The sequence below is a fragment of the Aquipuribacter hungaricus genome (assembly GCF_037860755.1).
GTDB lineage: Bacteria > Actinomycetota > Actinomycetes > Actinomycetales > JBBAYJ01 > Aquipuribacter > Aquipuribacter hungaricus.
In genome coordinates this window covers 1-1,883 of sequence record NZ_JBBEOI010000390.1, presented here as the reverse complement: position 1 = coordinate 1,883, position 1,883 = coordinate 1, and the positions used below count along the sequence as shown (strand labels likewise).

Genomic DNA, 1,883 nt, shown 5'->3' with positions numbered 1-1,883 from the left:
GGCACCCGCTGCCCCGTCCCCGTGCTGCGGCTGGCGCGCGCCGTGGCGGGCCTGCCCCCCGGGTCCCTGGCGACGGTGCTGGCGACCGACCCGGCCGTCGAGCACGACGTCCCCGCCTGGGCCGGCATGCGCGGGCACGCCGTCGTGGCGCTCGAGCGGACCGGCGACGGCTGGTCGGCCACCGTCCGCACCGGCTGAGGTCAGCGGGTCCCGTCCGCCGCGGCGCGCAGGGCCGGGTCGAAGCAGGCGGGCGGCGGGACGTCGACGAGCGTGGCCAGCCGCTCCAGGTACGCGGGGCGGGTGAGCTCCCCCACGCCCAGGCTCGCCAGGTGCGGCGTGGACCACTGCACGTCGACCAGCCGCGGCCCCGTCGTCTCCGCGGCGAGCATCCGGGCGAGCGCCACGACGGCCGCCTTGGACGCTCCGGTCTCGACGTGGAACTTGGACTCCGCGGCGAACAGCCCGCCGACGACGACGCCGAACAGGCCGCCGACGAGCCGGCCGTCGGCCCAGGTCTCCACCGAGTGGGCGTGCCCGGCCCGGTGCAGCTCGGCGTACGTGCGGGCGTAGGCGTCGTCGATCCACGCGCCCTCCCGGGACGGGTCGGCGCAGCCGGCGACCACGTCGTCGAAGGCGGTGTCCACCCGGGTCTCGAAGCGGCGGGACAGGCGGCGGTCGGTGCGGGACTGGTGGACCCGGTCCGGCTCGAGGACGCCGCGGGGGTCGGGGGAGAACCAGCCGAGCACGTCCCGGCGGCGGACACGGACCTCCATGGCGAACAGCCCGGTCCGGTAGCCCTCGAGCAGCAGCCCCGACGACAGCGCGCCCCCGACGCAGACCAGGTCCTGGCCGTCGGGGGCGCGCTGCAGTGCTCGTCGGAGCTGGTCGGCGACCGGGCCGGCCGGCCCCGTGGAGGGACCTGCCGCGCCCCGTCGCCGGGGGGCGGGCTCAGTGGAAGGAGTCACCGCACGCGCAGGAGCCCTGCGCGTTGGGGTTGTCGATCTGGAAGCCCTGCTTCTCGATGGTGTCGGCGAAGTCGACGGTCGCACCGGCGAGGTAGGGGACGCTCATCCGGTCCACGACCAGCTCGACGCCCTCGAACTCGCGGACGGCGTCGCCGTCCATGGTCCGGTCGTCGAAGTACAGCTGGTAGATGAGGCCGGAGCAGCCGCCGGGCTGGACGGCCAGGCGCAGGCGCAGGTCGTCGCGGCCCTCCTGGGCGAGCAGGCCCTTGACCTTGTCGGCGGCGACGCTGGTGAGCGTCACCTCGTGCGGGGCCTTGGCGGTCTCGGCCGTCGTGCCGACGCTGGTGGTCGCGGAGGTCGTGGTGGTGTCGGTCATGTGCGGCTCCTGGATCGCCGGGGGCACTGGTCCGGAGCGGGTGGTGCCCGCTCCCGTACCCGTCAATGCTACGTCGCCGCGCATGATTCCCCGGCCGCCGGGCCTCAGCGGTGCCAGGTGCGGGCGACCCGGGCGGTCCGCGCCGCGAGCGTGCGGGCGGGGGCGGCCAGGGACTCGGCGACCTCCTGCTCGCCGGTGGCCACCGCGTAGGCCGCCTCGACCCCGGCGACCGCGAGCTCCCGGCGGCCCACGGCGACCTGCCCCGCGACGACGACCACGGGGACCGCGACGGCCTGGGCGACGTGCGCCACCCCGGCGACGACCTTGCCCCGCAGGCTCTGCCAGTCGAACGAGCCCTCACCGGTGAGCAGGAGGTCCGCCCCGTCCAGCCTCCCGGCCAGGCCCACGGCGTCGGCGACGGCCTGGACGCCCGGAAGGCGGCGCGCGCCGAGGGCCAGCAGGGCGAACCCCAGGCCGCCTGCGGCGCCGGCGCCGGGCAGGGCGACGAGCCTGCCCGGGTCGGGGGCCCCGGCGTCGCCCGC

The 1,883-nt window shown here is 77.2% G+C and carries 4 protein-coding genes; 1 reads left to right on the top strand and 3 read right to left on the bottom strand.

The annotated features are described in order from the left end of the window. Positions 1–198 (top strand): sulfurtransferase TusA family protein (locus WCS02_RS20025; RefSeq protein ID WP_340296055.1); only part of this gene is annotated, 198 nt, incomplete at its 5' end. A 2-nt stretch (positions 199–200) separates the two neighbouring features. On the opposite strand, the gene aat is transcribed toward WCS02_RS20025, so the two are convergent. From aat to WCS02_RS20010, 3 genes are all read right to left on the bottom strand, one after another. Further along, complete coding sequence (aat, locus tag WCS02_RS20020; RefSeq protein WP_340296053.1) at positions 201–965, bottom strand: leucyl/phenylalanyl-tRNA--protein transferase; 765 nt, start codon at positions 963–965, stop codon at positions 201–203. Continuing rightward, positions 949–1,341: an iron-sulfur cluster insertion protein ErpA gene (erpA, locus tag WCS02_RS20015; protein ID WP_340296052.1), complete on the bottom strand. Its 393-nt coding sequence runs from the start codon at positions 1,339–1,341 to the stop codon at positions 949–951. The genes aat and erpA overlap by 17 nt, the downstream gene beginning before the upstream one ends. A 104-nt stretch (positions 1,342–1,445) precedes the next feature. Next, positions 1,446–1,883: glycerate kinase (locus WCS02_RS20010; RefSeq protein WP_340296051.1), on the bottom strand; the 438-nt coding region annotated here is incomplete at its 5' end.